Source organism: Cobetia sp. MM1IDA2H-1 (assembly GCF_002916775.2).
In the GTDB taxonomy this organism is placed as follows: Bacteria; Pseudomonadota; Gammaproteobacteria; order Pseudomonadales; family Halomonadaceae; genus Cobetia; species Cobetia marina.
Genome location: NZ_CM133225.1, coordinates 2,937,807 through 2,955,183 on the forward strand (window position 1 = coordinate 2,937,807; position 17,377 = coordinate 2,955,183).

Consider the following 17,377-nt stretch of genomic DNA (forward strand, 5'->3'; position numbering starts at 1 on the left):
TCACTCGCCGAAGAAATTGAAGGGCCTGGCGGCACCCTCGCTGCGACAGGCCAGCAAGGCGGCATTCAGCTGACGGGAATCCGCCAGCGGCAACGCAGTCGCCCTCCCCTCCTGCCCCTGCTGCTCCAGCGGCGCGATCAACTCGAGTCTTGAGTCCTCGCGCCAGCTGGAAGGCGCAAGTTCGGCTCGTCCCTTGGCACGGTTATAGCTGCGCCAGCCTTCCGTCGTGTGAAAGATGCCCTTCACCCGCCAGTCGCGCGGCAGTCCATCCAGCCACCGGGTCAGCTGATCAAGATCGAACACCTCGCCCGCCACGATTCGCCATCCCAGACTGGCATGCTCAAGCCCTTCGGCCTGCTCGATCACCGGTGCGCCGGGCAATGGCATCACGCCTGAGGCTGACGTCTTTTCACTGGTGGAAGTCTCCTGCGCCAGACGCGCCCTATCCCGCGCAGCGCGATGGGCAGCCGGCATGCTGATCTCGGGCTGGTTCTCACGATCTTCGCTGACGTGATGGGAGTCGCTGGCGTGCAAGCCGCCCTGGCGATGGGATTCACGCCCTGCTGGCAGCAGCCAATCGATCAGCGCGACCTCCTGACCGTCCATGCGTGCCTGGGCCGGCTGACTTTCGCCGTCGGCTCTGCCCAGCTCACCCACCCAGCGCTTGCGCGGCCACATCCCTTCCAGAAACTCATGCGCGGCCGCCAGCTGCTCATCAGTCGCCAGATCCCGCTTGCTGAGCACCACGCCCCCCGCCAGCGTCAGCTGATCCTGGAAAGTGCCATGCTCACGCGTACGGGTATCGTCCAGTGCACGCGGGTCCAGCAGGGTGATGACTTCCTCGAGCTCAAGCGCGGAGGCCAGCCCTTCACTGCGCAGCACATCGATCAACCCTGCGGGATGGCCCAGCCCCGAGGGCTCGATGATCAGACGATCAGGCCGGGTCTGATGGATCAGGCTGACCAGTCCCGCCTGCAGCACGAAGGCCAGCTGACAGCACAGGCACCCGCCGGGCAGCCCCTTGACGCTGACATCCTCGCGTCCGGCAAACAGTGCCTGATCGATGCCTACCTGCCCGAATTCATTGACCAGGATCGCCCAATGCTCATCCGCCGGCTTGGCCGCGACCAGTGCCTGGATGAAGCTGCTCTTGCCGGTTCCCAGAAAGCCGGTGATCAGATGCACCGGTATCCGCGTGTGACGTGCTAAATCCGTCGAGGCGTCGCCGGTATCGGCGCCGCGTGAAGCCAGAGACATGCTGAATTCTCCGCAGGATGAAGGGCGTGCAAAAGGTTATAGAGTAACAAAATAAGCCCGGCGACGACGTCTCGTGAAGCGAATCCTGCCTTGCGACATGACGCAATCCGGCAATCGGCAAGCCGCCGCCAAGGGGACATACGCAAAACCCCTCGCCACCAGAGGTGACGAGGGGTTTCAGGCTTGCCTTGCGACCTGACTGACGTGCGTGATCAGGCAGCGCGGGTCAGGATACGACGCGCCACATCCGGCGTGATGTCACCGTGCTCGCCGATGGCAGTGAAGCCATGACGTGCCAGGTTGTCGACCAGCAGGTCGATGCTGTCGGCACCGATGCCGGCTTCGCTCAACGATACCGGCGCGCCCATGCGGGTGAAGAATTCACGCGTCTTGTCGATGGCAGCGCGGGCGACGCTTTCATCATCACCGTCCAGCGCCCAGACACGACGACCATACTGCGCCAGCTTGGCACGCTTGGCCTCGAACATTTCTTCCCACAGCGCCGGCATCACGATGGTCAGGGTGCGGCCATGATCGACACCGTGCAGTGCGGTGATCTCGTGACCGATCATGTGCGTGGCCCAGTCCTGCGGCACACCACGCCCGATCAGACCGTTGAGGCCCAGGTTGGCGGCCCACATGATGTTGGCGCGCACGGCCAGGTCATCCGGCTGGCTCAGTACCTTGGGGCCTTCCTCGATCAAGGTCAGCAACAGACCCTCGGAGAAGCGATCCTGGACCGGCGCGTTGACCGGGTAGGTCAAATACTGCTCGCTGACGTGCACGAAGGCATCGACGACACCGTTGACGCTCTGGCGCTCCGGCAGGGTCAGGGTGGTGGCCGGGTCCAGCACCGCGAAGCGCGGGTAGGCCAGTTCGCTGAACATCGGCAGCTTGTCGTGGGTCTCGTAATTGGTGACCACGGCATTGCCGTTGGACTCGGAGCCAGTGGCCGGCAGGGTCAGCACCACGCCCAGCGGCAATGCCGTCTCGGGATGCTTGCCTTCGGCGAGAATCTCCCACGGATCACCGGCGTGACAGGCGGCCAGCGCGAGGAACTTGCTGCCATCGGCGACGCTGCCTCCCCCGACTGCCAGCAGATAATCGACCTTCTCGCGCTTGATGACCTCCAGCGCTTCCAGCAGGGTGTGATAGCTCGGATTCGGCTCGATGCCGCCGAAGCTCCACCACTGATGGCCCTCCAGTGCCGCTTCCACCTGATCCATCACGCCGTTCTTCTTGATGGAGCCACCCCCATAGGTGACCAGCACGCGGGCATCGGCGGGAATCTCGTCACGCACCTTGGCGATCTGGCCGGCACCGAAGTGCACGCGGGTCGGGTTCTGATAGGTAAAGTCCTGCATGATGCTCTCCTCGCAGAGTCAGGGGCGGCACGGCGGCAATGCAGAACGCCGCCATGACCAGGCGCCACCTGACACAGGGTGTCGCGTGAGGGCCTGGTGACACGAAAACGAAATGAAGACGTCACCACCCCACGAATGTTGCGCACATTCTAGAGCAGCATCTACGACGAAAGTAGAGCACAGTGCGCACGTCTTTGGTTCGTGTGAATCACCAATCGCGTCGCGACGTGACAGCTTCTCACCAAAGCGAATGGCGCTCACCCACGCGAATGCCTTTCACCAACGCGAAAGGCTCGCCGTGGCGAGCCTTTCGTGAATGCCTGAGCACCGCGCGTACGCGAGGCGTCAGGTGTTCGGGGCTTCAGTGCTGCCGTCTCAGGTTACAGACGTACCAGCATCTTGCCCTTGTTGGCGCCTGTGAACAGCTTGAGGAAGGCGTCCGGCGTCTGTTCCAGTCCCTCTTCCACCGTCTCTTCGTAGTCGATATCGCCCTTGGCGACCTGCGGCCCTACCTCTTCGAGGAAGCGGCTGTAGTTGTCCCAGTGGTCAAAGACGATGAAGCCCTGCATGCGCGCCCGGCGAATCAGGATCATCGAGATATTGGAGGGGCCCGCCGCCACCTCGGTATCGTTGTAGCTGGAGATCATGCCGCAGACGGCGATGCGTGCACCGACGTTCAGGTTGTTGAGCGCCGCCACCAGGCAGTCACCACCGACGTTCTCGTAGTAGACATCGAAACCGTCCGGGCAGGCCTCCTTGAGCGCTTTCGTCAGCTGCTCAGCATCCTTGCCCTTGTAGCTGACCGCCTTGACGCCGCGCGCCTCCAGCCAATCCAGTTTCTCCTGGCTGCCGGCGATGCCGACGACAGTCCCGCCCTTGGCCTTGGCCAGCTGCACGGCGAGCGAGCCGACCGCACCGGAGGCCGCGCTGACCAGCACGTTGTCGCCCTCTTTCATCTCGGCGATGATGTTCAGACCGGTCCAGGCAGTCATGCCCGGCATGCCCAGCACGCCCAGGTAGGCCTGCTCCGGCACGTCGATGCTCGGCAGCGGCTCGACCTGGTCGCCAGACAGCTGCGCGATATCACGCCAGCCGCCCATGTGACGCACCTTGTCGCCGGTCTTGAAGCGAGAGTCGCGTGACTCGATCACCTCACCGACTGCCGCACCCTGCAGCGGCTCATTGAGCTCGAAGGGGTCAATATAGGTCTTGGCGCCACTCATGCGGCCACGCATGTAGGGATCGACGGACAACCAGCGGTTGCGAATGCGCACTTCCCCTTCGCCAAGCTCGCTCAGCGCCTCTTCACGCAAGGTGAACAGGTCGCGTTCCGGAGTGCCTTTCGGATAGTCGGTGATCGTGTAATAGCGTGTCTGCATGAAATGCTCCTTGCGAATGATCTGGTCAAACGTCACGTGATCAGAATCGTCATCAGGCAGGTGGCCCGAGGCCTTGACCGTGTGACGACAGGTCGCCGCAATCGTTCCCCGGCGACGAAGTCCCACCAGATTACTCGCGCTCCCGATATCACACCAATGACAGAAACTGAATTCCGGTATGCATGAGACTGATATCATGCGTGGTTGAAAATACGCACCTTCATCCCCGTCCGGGGCCTCTTCACCACCGGAAACTTCCCGCCATGCATCTGGCTGAACTCGCTCGCCATGACCTCAACACGCTGGTCGCGCTGCATGCGCTGCTGGAAACGCGCAGCGTGTCTCGGGCCGCGGAGCGCCTCAACCTGAGTCAACCTGCCGTTTCACGTACCCTGGCTCGGCTGCGCGAGGCCTTTGACGATCCCCTGTTCGTTCGTGCGCAACGCGGCCTGCGCCCCACGGCACGTGCCGAGGCGCTCAGACAGCCTCTCGCGCGCCTGCTCCAGGAGCTGGGCGCACTGCTGGCACCCCCCGAATTCTCGCCAGCCGACAGCCAACGCCGCTTCCAGCTGGCCACCACCGACTATGGCATGCACGCCTTCGTGGCACCGCAGATAGCACCGCTGCATGACCAGGCGCCCGGCATCCGTCTGGACATCCAGGCCTATGGGGGCAATGTCGAACAACAGCTGGAGGAAGGGGGGCCGGAGCTTGCGATGTGCGTGCCCACCGCCAAGGTGCCGGCCGGCGTGCATGGGCGCGAGATCGGGGATGACCAGTTCGTCTGCGTGATGCGCAAGGACCATCCGCTGGCAGCGAAGGAGACATTGAGTCTGGAGGACTTCGTCGCCGCCAGCCATCAATTGATCAGCATGGGCGGTGATGAGCGTGGTGCGGTGGATCTCAAGCTGGCGGAGCTGGGCTTGAGTCGGCAGGTCGTCATGCGCCAGCCCCACTTCCTGGCCGCCTTCAGTGTCACCTGCCATAGCGATCTGCTGCTATGCGTTCCGGGCTGCCTGGCCATCAGCATGCTGGATCAGCTACCGCTGGTGCTGCGCCCGCTGCCCATCGCCATCAACCGCTTCTCCTACTGGCTGGTGTGGCACGAACGCCTGCATCATGACGCCGGGCATCGCTGGCTGCGTCAATCTCTCTCGACAGGTATTCAAGCCCGCCACCGCGAACTCTCCCATCGGCTGCGTCAGCGCCTCACGCCGTGACACTGTCGTGACTGCGGGAATGTGCGCAGGATTGACTCGACACTGCACCAGAAATTGCTCCGACACTGAACCAAAAAAAGACCGCCACCCCATGGGGTGGCGGTCTCTGGTGGCAGAGGTCAGGACGTGATTCTCAAGGGAGGCGATGCCTCGAATGAGACGTGACGGTACTCACGACCGTTGCTCCTTGCTCACTTGCGCTCGATATCGGCACTCTCGCGCAAGGATTCCTGCAGCCCCTCGACGGCTGACTGGGCCTGCAGGCGCATCGCCAGACGCGACAGGAACTGGTCCATGTCGCCCGGCTCGGCCTCTCCTACATCGGTCAACGCGATCAGGGCGATGCCGCCCTTGAGGGCTGCCTTGCCATACACCGGCTGGTCTGCCTCAGGATGCGGCAGCGCGAAGGCCTGCTTGACCAGATTCTCAGGCAGCTGGGAATCTCCCTGACGGCTGACGTCGTCTGCGTCGCGCCAGTCGATCCCTTCCAGCGACTTGCCTTCACGCAGCGCCTCGATGCGCGTCTGTGCCAATGCCTCAAGCGCCTTGGCGGTCTTGTCCGCCTTGGCTTCACGCTGCACCTGCTGCTTGACCTCGTCGAGGGCCAGCGTGGTGGCCGGACGCTGCTCGAGCACGCGCAGCACCAGACGGCGACTGTCGTCGAGTTCGATCACATCGCTGTTGTAGCCTTCCTTGAGCACTTCGTCATCGAAGGCAGCCGCCATCACACCCGGCTCGGACAGCAGTTCGTCGTCATTGTCCTGTGCCACCCAGTCGGTCTTCTCCAGCGGAAGATCCAGATCCTCGGCAACGCTGGCCAGATCATCCGCCGCGAAGCTTTCATCCTTGAGCTGCTGCGCCTTCTCATTGAAGGTGTCACGCGAGGCTGACTTGCGCGCCTGGGTGAGCAGTTCATCACGCATTTCGTCGAACGGCGCGATATCGAGCCCGGTCACCTTGATCAGGTGCAGGCTGTCGCCGGTATCGACGATGTCCGAGACCTGCCCTTCATCCAGCGCGAAGGCAGCGTCATCGAAGTCTTCGCCGAAGATACCGCGGGTGATCACGCCCAGCTCACCGCCATCCCCGGCCGTGGAGCTGTCTTCGGAGACCTCGGCCGCCACCTTGGCGAAGTCTTCGCCGTTGGCGAGTGCGTCACGTGCACCTTCGAGCTTGGCACGTGCAGCCGCCACATCATCGCCCTTCTCGACCATGATGTGCGCGATCTCGCGCGGTGCATCGGCACGCTTGGCGGCATATTCGGCCTTGAGCGTGTCTTCACTGATCTCGCCACCGTCGGCCAGCTCATTCTGATCCAGCAGCACATAGGCCAGCTTGACCTGGGCCGGACGCCGATAGTTGTCCTGATGGCTGTCATACCAGGCGGTCAGCTCATCCTCGCTCAAGGTGACCGGCGACTCGAGGTCGGCCTGACTCAGGGTGGCGTAACGGAAACTGCGCGTCTGACGCTGAAGCTGGCTGAGCTTCTCTTCTTCGCCCGGCAGCACGAAGGCACTGGCGGCAAAACCATCGGTCAGCTGCTGACGCAGGGTGTCGCTGCGCAACTGCTCGCGGAAGGACGTCGGCGAGTAGCCGGCGCTGGCCAGACGATTGCGGAAGACGTCGGCGTCAAAGCGGCCCTGGTCGTCCTGGAATTCCGGGAAGCTGACGATCAGTTGATCGAGCTGTTGTTCTGAGAGGTGCAATCCACCCTCTTCGGCGTACTGGTCCAGCAGACGGGAATCGATCATCTGGGTGATGATCTGATTGCGTGCCTCACGCTCCTGTTCGGGAGCGACCTGTCCGGAACGGATGGCACGTTGCACTTCGGTCTCAACTGACTGACGGCTGATCTTGTCGCCATTGACGCTGGCGATCTCGTCACTGCTGCCAGTGAAGGCACCAATGATCGACTCAACGCCGAAGAAGGCAAAGGTGACGACGATAAAGCCAACGATCGTCTTGGCCACCCAGCCATGCGACCGGTCTCGAATTCGTTGCAGCATGCGGGCCTCGAGCTACAGGGAAGGAAATGGCCTCTAGGGCCGCGAATCAGTGACTGTTGATTATACGCATGACGCCGACAGATGCAGGTGCCTTTGGTAGCGGCAGAAGCAGGGTCACCGCAGATTGCCCATGATATCAGTCACAAAAAAAGCGCATCGCCAGGCGATGCGCTTCGATTTCCTGGTGCCGACCTGACAGACAACGACGTCCTGACAGGGCGGCACCACGTCACCGGGTACCTGCAAGAGCAGGCAGACCTCAGTTGACGGCGTCTTTCAGTGCCTTGCCAGCCTTGAAGCTCGGCACCTTGGCAGCACTGATTTCGATCGGATCGCCAGTCTGCGGGTTACGGCCAGTACGAGCAGCGCGCTCCTTGACAGTAAAGGTGCCGAACCCGACCAGTGCCACGGTCTCACCTTTCTTCAGGCTATCAGTGACGGTGTCGACCATCGCATCGAGTGCACGGCTAGCTGCTGCTTTCGGAATATCGGCAGATGCAGCAATGGCTTCGATCAGCTCGGATTTATTCACTCTTCACCCCTTGAATTTGCAAAAAAATTACCAGAAATCAGCGCGAAAATTACGGGTGCTAAACGCGATCGCGACGAAGCGGAGTTTATAGCAACGCCCTCAAACGACTGTCAAGCAACCTCACGCGCAAAACCGCACCACGCCGCCGTTTCGACAACGGCATGGCCAGAAATATCCATCAATGTGTACTGATGACTGACTGACGACCACTGGCATCGTCCTGTCGAGATTCATCCGGCTCACTTGAAGACTTTTCCGCCAGAGCCACCTCAAGAACTTCATCGATCCAACGCACGGGGCGAATGTCCAATGCATCCTTGATGGTGTCCGGGACCTCCTTGAGATCACGGCGATTCTCTTCGGGAATCAATACGAGCTTTATACCACCGCGTCGCGCTGCCAGCAATTTCTCCTTGAGGCCGCCGATCGGCATGACTTCGCCGCGCAGGTTGACCTCACCGGTCATCGCCACATCACAGCGCACGGGGCGCCCACAGTAAGCGGACACCATCGCGGTGACCATGGCAGCCCCCGCACTGGGGCCGTCCTTCGGCGTGGCACCTTCCGGCACGTGAATGTGCAGGTCTTCCTTCTCGAAGCGTTCAGCCTCGATACCGAAGGACTCGGCGCGTGCGCGCACGACGGTATGCGCTGCACTGACCGACTCCTTCATCACGTCGCCCAGCGAGCCCGTCTTGCTGACACGGCCCTTGCCGGGCGTGACCACCGACTCGATGGTCAGCAGCTCACCGCCGACGGACGTCCAGGCCAGACCCGTCACGCGCCCGATCTGGTCCTCGGCATCCGCGAGACCGAAGCTGTACTTGCGGACACCCGCGTAATGCTCGACCTGCTCGGCCTCGAGGTGCATGGAAGACAGCGCACCTTCCCTGGCCTCGGCGACCACGCGCTCGCGCACGATCTTGCGGCAGACCTTGGCGATCTGGCGTTCCAGCTCACGCACACCGGCTTCACGCGAATAGTAACGAATCAGCTCGAGCACGGAGGCTTCACTGAAGGTCAGCTCGCCCGGCTTCAGGCCATTGGCCTTGAGCTGCTTGGGGGCCAGGTAGCGCATCGCGATGGCCAGCTTCTCGTCCTCGGTGTACCCCGGCAGACGGATGATCTCCATGCGATCACGCAGCGGCCCCGGAATGTTCATCGAGTTCGAGGTACAGATGAACAGGGTCTCGGACAGATCGTAATCCAGTTCGAGGTAGTGATCGGCGAACTTGTCGTTCTGCTCCGGGTCCAGCACCTCAAGCAGCGCCGAGGCCGGATCACCACGGTGATCCATGCCCAGCTTGTCGATCTCGTCGAGCAGCACCAGCGGATTCTTGACGCCGGTCTTGGTCATGCGCTGGATGATCTTGCCCGGCAAGGCGCCGATGTAGGTGCGACGGTGGCCACGGATCTCGGATTCATCCCGCACGCCACCCAGCGCCATGCGAGTGTACTGGCGATTGGTGGCGCGAGCGATGGACTTGCCCAGCGACGTCTTGCCGACACCCGGCGGCCCTACCAGACACAGCACCGGCCCCTTGAGCTTCTTGACGCGCTTCTGCACGGCGAGATACTCGAGGATGCGTTCCTTGACCTCGTCGAGACCGTAGTGGTCCTCATCGAGCACCCTGGCGGCGTGATCAATGTCGTGACGCACGCGGGTGCGCTTCTTCCACGGCACGTCGCACAGCCAGTCCAGGTAGGTGCGCACCACGGTCGCCTCGGCGGACGTCGGGCCCATCATCTTGAGCTTGTTGAGCTCCTGATTGGCCTTTTCCTCGGCGTCCTTGGGCATGCCGGCATCCTTGATGCGACGCTCATACTGCTCGACCTCATTGGGCACGTCATCCAGCTCACCCATCTCCTTCTGGATGGCCTTCATCTGCTCATTGAGATAGTACTCGCGCTGCGACTTCTCCATCTGCTCCTTGACGCGGGTACGAATGCGCTTCTCGACCTGCAGCAGGTCGATCTCGGCTTCGATCAGCGTCATCAGGTGCTCGATGCGGTCGCGCACCTTGTCCATCTCGAGCAGCGCCTGCTTGTCATCGATGCCCAGTGACAGGTGGGCACTGATGGTATCCACCAGGCGACTCGGGTCCTCGATGCCCTGCAGGCTGCCCAGCACTTCATTGGGCACCTTCTTGGACAGCTTGACGTACTGCTCGAACTGGTTGAGCAGAACGCGTACCAGGGTCTCCTGCTCGCGCTCGGACAGCGGCTGGCTGTCACGCAGCACGACATCGGCGATGCTGTGACCGTCGTCATGCAGACGAATCGCCTGGATATCGGCGCGTGAGCTGCCCTCGATGAGCACCTTGACGGTGCCATCGGGAAGCTTGAGCAACTGCATGATGTCGGCGACGGTCCCGATCGCGAAGAGATCCTCGGCAGTCGGGTCGTCCTGGCTGGCTTCACGCTGTGCCGCAAGCAGGATCTTCTTGTCGCCTTCCATGGCCACTTCGAGGGCCTGGATCGACTTTTCCCGGCCGACGAACAGCGGAATCACCATCTGGGGATAGACCACCACATCCCGCAGCGGCAGCAGCGGAAGTGTCAGGGTCTGATCATCGTTCTGCTCCATGGCAGACGTTCCTCGGTATTCTGTGGGTGGGCCGCCTCACACGGCTCTCTGATACAGAGACCATGGGGGCAAGGTCATGATTTTGCAATGATCCTGAGACGCATGGGCGGTAACTCAACGCTGAATGAAGCCGCACGCGAGTCATGAGGAACATTGCCAGAGAGGCGAGTGACGAAGGCAAACGCAACGGGGGGCCTTGCGGCCCCCCGTTGGTGCGACTCAGGCCTGGACGCTTCAGCCGTCCTTGCCGGCCACCTTGCCCTGACTCTTCTCTTCGCTCTGGGAGTAGATCAGCAGCGGCTTGCTGTCGCCGGCAATCACTGACTCATCCACTACCACCTTGCTGACATTCTCTTCCGAGGGAATGTCATACATGGTATCGAGCAGCACGCCCTCGAGAATCGAGCGCAGACCACGTGCGCCGGTACGACGCTCGATGGCCTTGCGAGCCACGGCACGCAGTGCGTCTTCACGCAGGTCCAGCTCGACATCTTCCATCTCGAACAGGCGCGAGTACTGCTTGACCAGCGAGTTCTTCGGCTCGGTCAGGATCTGTACCAGCGCGTCCTCGTCCAGCTCGGTCAATGTCGCGATGACCGGCAGACGCCCGACGAACTCGGGGATGAGACCGAACTTGACCAGATCGCTCGGCTCGACATCCGCCAGTACGCGACCAACCGTCTTCTCGTCCTGCTTGCTCTTGACCTCGGCATTGAAGCCGATGCCACCCTTCTCGGCGCGCTCACGGATCACCTTGTCCAGACCGGCGAATGCACCGCCGACGATGAACAGGATGTTGGCCGTGTTGACCTGCAGGAACTCCTGCTGAGGATGCTTGCGCCCGCCCTGCGGCGGCACCGAGGCAGTGGTGCCCTCGATCAGCTTCAGCAGTGCCTGCTGCACACCTTCACCCGAGACATCACGGGTGATGGAAGGGTTGTCAGACTTGCGGGAGATCTTGTCGATCTCATCGATGTAGACAATGCCGCGTTCGGCCTTCTCGACATCGTAATCGCACTTCTGCAACAGCTTCTGGATGATGTTCTCGACATCCTCACCGACGTAACCCGCTTCGGTCAGGGTGGTCGCATCCGCGATGGTGAAGGGAACGTTCAACAGGCGTGCCAGCGTCTCGGCCAGCAGCGTCTTGCCGCTACCGGTCGGGCCGATGAGCAGAATGTTGGACTTGCCCAGCTCCACTTCGTCCGCTGCCTTCTGACCGGCACGCAGACGCTTGTAGTGGTTGTACACCGCGACGGACAACACGCGCTTGGCGCGGTCCTGACCGATCACGTAGTCGTCGAGAGTCGAGCGAATCTCACGCGGCGCCGGCAGGCGATCATCATCACCTTCGGCGTCGGCTTCGAGGACCTCTTCGCGAATGATGTCATTGCACAGATCGACACATTCGTCGCAGATGTAGACGGAAGGTCCCGCGATCAGCTTGCGCACTTCATTCTGATTCTTGCCACAGAAGGAGCAGTACAGCAGTTTGCCGTTCTCGTCCTTGCCTTTGCCGTCAGCCATTCGCGTACCTCTCAATGGCGGTGACTCCCCGGGGAGTCACCGGAAATGCATGTTTACCGACGTCAGGTCAGCCGTGTGCGTGGATCATTCCACGTCCGGACGGCGTTCCAGCACGGCGTCGATCAGGCCGTACTCCATCGCCTGATTGGCGGCCATGAAGTTGTCACGGTCCGTATCGTTGGCGATGGTGTCGAAGTCCTGACCCGTATGGTGCGCGAGAATGCGATTCAGCTTCTCGCGAATGGTCAGGATTTCCTTGGTGTGGATCTCGATGTCCGTTGCCTGGCCCTGGTAGCCACCCAGCGGCTGGTGAATCATCACACGAGAATTGGGCAGCGCGTAACGCTTGTCAGCGGCACCGCCTGCCAGCAACAGTGCCCCCATGCTGGCCGCCTGGCCGATGCATACGGTGGACACGTCGGGCTTGATGAACTGCATGGTGTCGTAGATCGCCATCCCTGCAGTCACGGAGCCACCCGGCGAGTTGATGTACAGATGGATGTCCTTGTCCGGGTTTTCAGACTCGAGGAACAACAGCTGAGCCACGACCAGATTGGCCATGTAATCCTCAACCGGGCCCACAAGGAAGATCACCCGTTCCTTCAGCAGGCGGGAATAGATGTCATAGGCCCGTTCGCCGCGAGCATTCTGCTCGACAACCATCGGAACCAGACCGCCTGCATTCTTGATGTCGAAGTCGTTCATGGGGGCTTCCTTCATCCGATGACATTGATATCCATTGAGCATGCCACTTTACCCTGCCCACTGACCAGAGACCCGGCCGTAGCCGGGTCCTGGAATCACATGCAGAAAGTCAGCACGCTAGGTCAGCAGACAGGTATCAGGCCTGCTCTTCTGCTTCTGCCGCTTCTTCTTCGGCTTCTTCCTGCTGCTGTGCTGCCTGCAGGGCTTCCTGGTAGGACATGGTAACGTCCTTAACCTGAGCCTGTGTCAGCAGCTTGTCAACGGCCTTCTCTTCGAGCAGGACGGACTTGAGCTGGTTGCGAGCCTGTTCGTTGGAACCATAGTACTCGGTGACCTGAGCCGGGTCCTGGTACTGCTGAGCCATTTCTTCAACGCGAGCATTCAGCTCTTCGTCGCTGACATCCATCTCGTTGCTGCTGACGACTTCGCTGAGCAGCAGGCCAGTCTTGACGCGCTGGACCGCCTGGTCCTGGAACAGCTCGCCTGGCAGCTGGGAGACGTCGAAGTCTTCGCCCAGACCGAACTGCTGTGCAGCCTGACGCTTCAGACCGTCGATTTCCTGATCCGCCAGTGCCTGCGGAACGAGGATGTCATTGGCCTTGGTCAGCTCAGCCAGCACCTGCTGCTTGACGCGATTCTCGATCGCGTTCTTCAGCTCGCGCTGCATGTTCTTCTTCACTTCCACCTTGAAGCTTTCGACATCGGCAGCTTCCAGGCCGAACTGGGCGATGAACTCTTCGTTCACTTCCGGCAGTTCCTGAGCCTTGACGGCGTGGACCTTGACCTTGAAGGTCGCTTCCTGACCGGCGAGGTGCTCGGCCTGGTAGTCAGCCGGGAAGGAAACCTTGATTTCCTTGTCGTCGCCAGCAGAAGCACCGACCAGCTGCTCTTCGAAGCCCGGGATGAAGCTGTTGGAACCCAGCACCAGCTCGTGGCCTTCAGCGCTGCCGCCTTCGAAGGCTTCTTCACCGAGGAAGCCTTCGAAATCGATCTTGACCTGGTCGCCGTCAGCGGCAGCGCGCTCGACGTCGGTCCAGGAGGCATTCTGCTTGCGCAGGGTCTCGATCATCTCTTCGACGTCGGCGTCGGTCACTTCGGCCTGCGGACGCTCGATTTCAGCGCCTTCGATCGGCTTCAGTTCGATTTCCGGGTAGATTTCCAGAGTCGCGACGAACTCCAGATCCTTGCCGGCTTCATCGACGGTGGCATCGATCTTCGGCCAGCCAGCCGGGTTCAGTTCGTTTTCGGTGACGGCGGTCACGTAATGCTGGCGCATGATCTCGCCAACGATCTCGTTGCGCACGTCCTTGCCGTAACGCTGTTGCACCACTGCCATCGGCACGTGGCCCTTGCGGAAGCCGTTCAGACGAACGGTCTTGGCGGTTTCCAGAAGACGGGCGTTGACGGCCTGGTCGACTTCAGAAGCCGGCACCGTGATGGTGACCTTGCGCTCGATCGGAGAAGTCGTTGCGACAGAAGCTTGCATGAAAGTTCCTCTACCCACTGGTGGCGTTCGAATCATAAAGGCGAAGATTGTAGAAACCCCGCCACGCGCTGGCAAGCGCGGATATGACCTGCCATATGGTGCCTTGGTCCAAGATATTCAAGGAGCCAGGCCTTTTTCTGCTCCGTCCTCCCGCCTGACAGGCGCATGGAGCGCCCGTCAACCCGGTCAGATCGCAGACGAAGCAGTGCGAAAAAACACGAAAAAAGGGGGAGAAAGCCATTGGCCTTCTCCCCCTTTTGCGGCATGCCGCCCGCCCAAGCGGGACAGGCAGCATCCTGATATTCATCGAGACGTGGGGTGGATGATGGGGTTCGAACCCACGACCACCGGAGTCACAATCCGGGGCTCTACCACTGAGCTACACCCACCACTTCTGGAGATTGGACAGAAAGCCTGCCGTCTCCATCTCGTTGATACTGCTCAAGCTGACATGCAATGGGGTGGATGATGGGGTTCGAACCCACGACCACCGGAGTCACAATCCGGGGCTCTACCACTGAGCTACACCCACCACTGCATGAACACCTTCACATCGTCTGGTCGCCATCATCAGGCTCAATGAAGAGTAATCCGATTCCCATCATGACAACAATCGTTATCGTGATGGCACGCCCAGCAGGACTCGAACCTGCAACCTACGGCTTAGAAGGCCGTTGCTCTATCCGGTTGAGCTATAGGCGCAGAAACTGATGCTGCGAGTCAACCTCCGGACAAAGCCTTGAATGCGTGTCTCGAAAGACCGAAGTCTTGCGAGGTGCTGCATTCAAATGGTCGGGATAGAGGGATTCGAACCCCCGACATCCTGCTCCCAAAGCAGGCGCGCTACCAGACTGCGCTATATCCCGAAACCGTCCTCAACCGACCGTCGAACCCCGTCGATGCGAGGCGTATTCTACCGAACTTTCGTCTGCGGTCAAGCCCTTACGTGAATTCTTTCCAAAAGAATCGTTTCCCTTCCTGCTGTCACGCCACTGTCATGTCAGCATCCAGTGATACACGCGGGGTGCGCTCCCACCGCCATACGGGCACCTCACTCTCGCCCCTACCCTGGCACCGGGCGAATCAGTGACGACTCACTTCCACTGAGCGGCATCCGTGGCCCGACCATCGGGTCTGAGCTTCTCCTTCTCCTTCTCCTTCTCCTTCTCCTTCTCCTTCTCCTTCTCCTTCTCCTTCTCCTTCTCCTTCTCCTTCTCCTTCTCCTCGAAGCTGATCACGTCGATCGCCCTTTCTACCTCTACCTCTTTCTTTTTCTCTTTCTATTTCTCTTCTTCGATCAGGCATCTCGCGAACGCCTCGTCTGACGGATCCTTGGAAAACTGACAGAAAGGTCTGACAGAGAGAACTGGCTGAGAGAACTGGCTGAGAGAACCGGCTGAGAGAACCGACAGCTGTGGTCTCATGACGTCGAGTTCCAGACTCGTGGGCAATCAGCACCGCTGCCTGCCCACGAGACGCCTCCAAAAGAGGCGATACTTGCATCTGCTTTCGACCAAGGTCGTCATTCGGCGTTGACTGCCAGACAGGGCATGCGAAAATTGTCCCCGGTTTCTCCCCTCCTGCATTTTTGCCTATGAGAAGGAATGATCGCTGATGGCAGCACAACTGATTGATGGCAAGGCCATTGCCGAACGCGTACGCCAACAGGTCGGCCGCCAGGTCGAAGCGCGCCGCGATGCCGGTGAACGAATCCCGGGGCTTGCCGTCGTGCTGGTCGGCGAAGACGCGGCATCCGAGGTCTATGTCCGCAACAAGCACCGCGCTTGCGAGAAGGCAGGCATCCTCTCCACCCAGCACCGTCTGCCTGCTGACACGACCCAACAGGAACTTGAGGCACTGGTCGACTCGCTGAATGACGATGCCAGCATTGATGGCATCCTGGTCCAGCTGCCGCTGCCGGAGCACCTCGACTCACGCCCGATCCTCGAACGGATCCGCACCGACAAGGATGTGGACGGCTTCCATCCCTATAACCTCGGTCGTCTGGCACAGCGCCTGCCGGTGATGCGTCCCTGCACGCCCAAGGGCATCATGACGCTGCTGTCCGAGAGCGGCCTGCAGGTGCGCGGCATGGACGCCACCATCGTCGGCGCGTCCAACATCGTCGGCCGTCCGATGGCGCTGGAGCTGATGCTGGCTGGCTGCACCACCACCGTCTGCCACCGCTTCACCAAGGACCTTGAGAGCAAGGTTCGCCAGGCGGATCTGGTCGTGGTCGGCGTGGGCAAGCCGGGCCTGGTCAAGGGGGAGTGGATCAAGGACGGCGCCATCGTCATCGATGTGGGCATCAATCGTCTCGAGGACGGTTCGCTGGTCGGCGATGTGGAATTCGCGCCAGCCGCGGAGCGCGCCGGCTGGATCACGCCGGTCCCCGGCGGGGTAGGCCCGATGACCGTGGCCTCGCTGCTGGAGAACACCCTGTTCGCCGCCGAGCTGCACGACGCGCGCCTCACCGCCGAGTAACCCCCTCGCCCTTCTCTCTAGCTCGTGATGGAGGCCCGACATGAACGGGCCTTCATCGCGTCTGACTCAGGATCGCATCATGACCCTCAAGACTCTTGGCATCATCGGCGCCATGGCCGAGGAAGTGGCCATTCTCGCCGAGCGCCTGGAAGACAGCACCACCAGCACCCACGCCGGCTCCACCTTCCATGTCGGCCAGCTGCACGGAATGAAGATCGTGCTGCTGCAATCCGGTATCGGCAAGGTGAATGCCGCCGTCGGTGCCTGCCAGATGATCGAGCGCTACCAGCCGGATGCCATCATCAATACCGGCTCGGCCGGTGGTTTCGCGTCTGATCTCGAGATCGGCGATGTGGTCATCTCCAGTGAAGTGCGCCATCACGATGTCGATGCCGTGGTCTTCGGCTATGAGCACGGACAGGTGCCACAGATGCCGGCGGCCTACCCGTCAGCCCCTGAGCTGGTCAAGGTCGCGCGCGAGTGCGTCGAGGCTCAGGGAGAGATCAAGGCGCGTGAAGGCCTGATCTGTACCGGCGACATCTTCATGTCCGACCCGGAACTGGTCGCGCTGACCCGCTCACGCTTCCCGAGCATGCTGGCCGCCGAGATGGAAGCCGCCGCCATCGCCCAGACCTGCTACCTCTACGACATGCCGTTCGTGGTCATCCGTGCGCTGTCCGACATCGCCGGCAAGGACAACAACAGCCAGTCCTTCGAGGAATTCCTGCACGTGGCCGCACGCCAGTCCTCGCGCATGGTCGATGCCATGGTCAAGCGACTCGCCAGCTGATCGCAGACGGCTCGAAAGCGGTGCTGGTCGACAGCGCACA

General features: G+C 61.2%; 13 protein-coding genes and 4 tRNA genes. 3 read left to right on the forward strand and 14 right to left on the reverse strand.

Annotated features, from left to right (window positions below; translation table 11 throughout):
• The 3 genes from BOH68_RS12490 to BOH68_RS12500 form a co-directional block, all read right to left on the reverse strand.
• Entirely contained in the window at nt 1–1,257 is a 1,257-nt protein-coding gene (locus BOH68_RS12490; RefSeq protein ID WP_077374741.1) for a CobW family GTP-binding protein, read from the reverse strand.
• Nucleotides 1,258–1,469: 212 nt separating this feature from the next.
• The gene (locus tag BOH68_RS12495; RefSeq protein ID WP_077374744.1) at nt 1,470–2,621 is read right to left on the reverse strand and encodes an iron-containing alcohol dehydrogenase; all 1,152 of its coding nucleotides are present in this window, start codon (nt 2,619–2,621) and stop codon (nt 1,470–1,472) included.
• A gap of 380 nt (nt 2,622–3,001) precedes the next feature.
• Nucleotides 3,002–4,000, reverse strand: a complete 999-nt coding sequence (locus BOH68_RS12500) for an NADP-dependent oxidoreductase (protein WP_077374747.1) — start codon at nt 3,998–4,000, stop codon at nt 3,002–3,004.
• Between the two features lie 263 nt (nt 4,001–4,263).
• On the opposite strand from BOH68_RS12500, the gene BOH68_RS12505 reads away from it, so the two are divergent.
• Nucleotides 4,264–5,220 (forward strand): LysR family transcriptional regulator, encoded by a 957-nt coding sequence (locus BOH68_RS12505; RefSeq protein ID WP_167592974.1) that lies wholly within the window; start codon nt 4,264–4,266, stop codon nt 5,218–5,220.
• 191 nt (nt 5,221–5,411) lie between these two features.
• On the opposite strand, the gene BOH68_RS12510 is transcribed toward BOH68_RS12505, so the two are convergent.
• From BOH68_RS12510 to BOH68_RS12560, 11 genes are all read right to left on the reverse strand, one after another.
• Nucleotides 5,412–7,226 carry a SurA N-terminal domain-containing protein gene (locus BOH68_RS12510; RefSeq protein WP_077374753.1) on the reverse strand — a complete coding sequence of 605 codons (1,815 nt, stop codon included), beginning with the start codon at nt 7,224–7,226 and terminating at the stop codon, nt 5,412–5,414.
• A 259-nt stretch (nt 7,227–7,485) separates the two neighbouring features.
• Entirely contained in the window at nt 7,486–7,758 is a 273-nt protein-coding gene (locus tag BOH68_RS12515; RefSeq protein WP_065392603.1) for an HU family DNA-binding protein, read from the reverse strand.
• Nucleotides 7,759–7,936: 178 nt separating this feature from the next.
• On the reverse strand, nt 7,937–10,345 hold the full coding sequence (gene lon, locus BOH68_RS12520) for an endopeptidase La (protein WP_077374759.1): 2,409 nt from the start codon (nt 10,343–10,345) through the stop codon (nt 7,937–7,939).
• A gap of 234 nt (nt 10,346–10,579) precedes the next feature.
• Entirely contained in the window at nt 10,580–11,872 is a 1,293-nt protein-coding gene (clpX, locus tag BOH68_RS12525) for an ATP-dependent Clp protease ATP-binding subunit ClpX (protein ID WP_077374762.1), read from the reverse strand.
• Nucleotides 11,873–11,956: 84 nt separating this feature from the next.
• Nucleotides 11,957–12,577 (reverse strand): ATP-dependent Clp endopeptidase proteolytic subunit ClpP, encoded by a 621-nt coding sequence (clpP, locus tag BOH68_RS12530; protein ID WP_065392597.1) that lies wholly within the window; start codon nt 12,575–12,577, stop codon nt 11,957–11,959.
• A gap of 136 nt (nt 12,578–12,713) precedes the next feature.
• Nucleotides 12,714–14,063, reverse strand: a complete 1,350-nt coding sequence (gene tig, locus BOH68_RS12535; protein ID WP_077374765.1) for a trigger factor — start codon at nt 14,061–14,063, stop codon at nt 12,714–12,716.
• Between the two features lie 314 nt (nt 14,064–14,377).
• A tRNA-His gene (locus tag BOH68_RS12540) sits at nt 14,378–14,452 on the reverse strand.
• Between the two features lie 68 nt (nt 14,453–14,520).
• Nucleotides 14,521–14,595 (reverse strand) — tRNA-His (locus BOH68_RS12545).
• 93 nt (nt 14,596–14,688) lie between these two features.
• Nucleotides 14,689–14,765, reverse strand: a tRNA-Arg gene (locus tag BOH68_RS12550).
• Between the two features lie 87 nt (nt 14,766–14,852).
• Nucleotides 14,853–14,929: transfer RNA gene (locus tag BOH68_RS12555), tRNA-Pro, on the reverse strand.
• Nucleotides 14,930–15,157: 228 nt separating this feature from the next.
• On the reverse strand, nt 15,158–15,301 hold the full coding sequence (locus BOH68_RS12560) for a hypothetical protein (RefSeq protein ID WP_456821150.1): 144 nt from the start codon (nt 15,299–15,301) through the stop codon (nt 15,158–15,160).
• A gap of 376 nt (nt 15,302–15,677) precedes the next feature.
• Between BOH68_RS12560 and folD the strand changes: the two genes are divergently transcribed.
• Both folD and mtnN read left to right on the forward strand, forming a co-directional pair.
• Nucleotides 15,678–16,547 carry a bifunctional methylenetetrahydrofolate dehydrogenase/methenyltetrahydrofolate cyclohydrolase FolD gene (gene folD / locus BOH68_RS12565; RefSeq protein WP_077374768.1) on the forward strand — a complete coding sequence of 290 codons (870 nt, stop codon included), beginning with the start codon at nt 15,678–15,680 and terminating at the stop codon, nt 16,545–16,547.
• Between the two features lie 79 nt (nt 16,548–16,626).
• Nucleotides 16,627–17,337 (forward strand): 5'-methylthioadenosine/S-adenosylhomocysteine nucleosidase, encoded by a 711-nt coding sequence (mtnN, locus tag BOH68_RS12570; protein WP_077375597.1) that lies wholly within the window; start codon nt 16,627–16,629, stop codon nt 17,335–17,337.
• Nucleotides 17,338–17,377: the final 40 nt, after the last annotated feature.